1 protein-coding gene is annotated in these 293 nt (G+C 67.2%); it reads right to left on the minus strand.

Features of this window, described 5'->3' with window-relative positions:
- Window positions 1-293: Ig-like domain-containing protein (locus ACZ9XP_RS17940; protein ID WP_465188966.1), on the minus strand; the 293-nt coding region annotated here is incomplete at both ends.

Consider the following 293-nt stretch of genomic DNA (forward strand, 5'->3'; position numbering starts at 1 on the left):
GCTGCGTCGGGGTGACGCTCCAGGTGCCATCCGGTTTCACCGTGGTGGTGAGCACTTCGCCGGTCGGGGTGGTGACTTTGATGCTGTCGCCGGCATTGCCGGTACCGATGATGGTCGGCGTGGTGTCGTTGGTGATGCCATCACCTGGCGTGCCGCTGTCGCTGCTCGGGTCGAGTTTGGCGGTGAGGGCCGGGCCGGTGGTATCAATGGTGACCGGCACGCTAGCGTTAGTGGTGTTGCCGGCCGGGTCGGTGGCGACCACCGGCAGGTTGGCCGCACCTTCTGGCAGCGGC

It is taken from the genome of Vogesella perlucida (assembly GCF_979366545.1).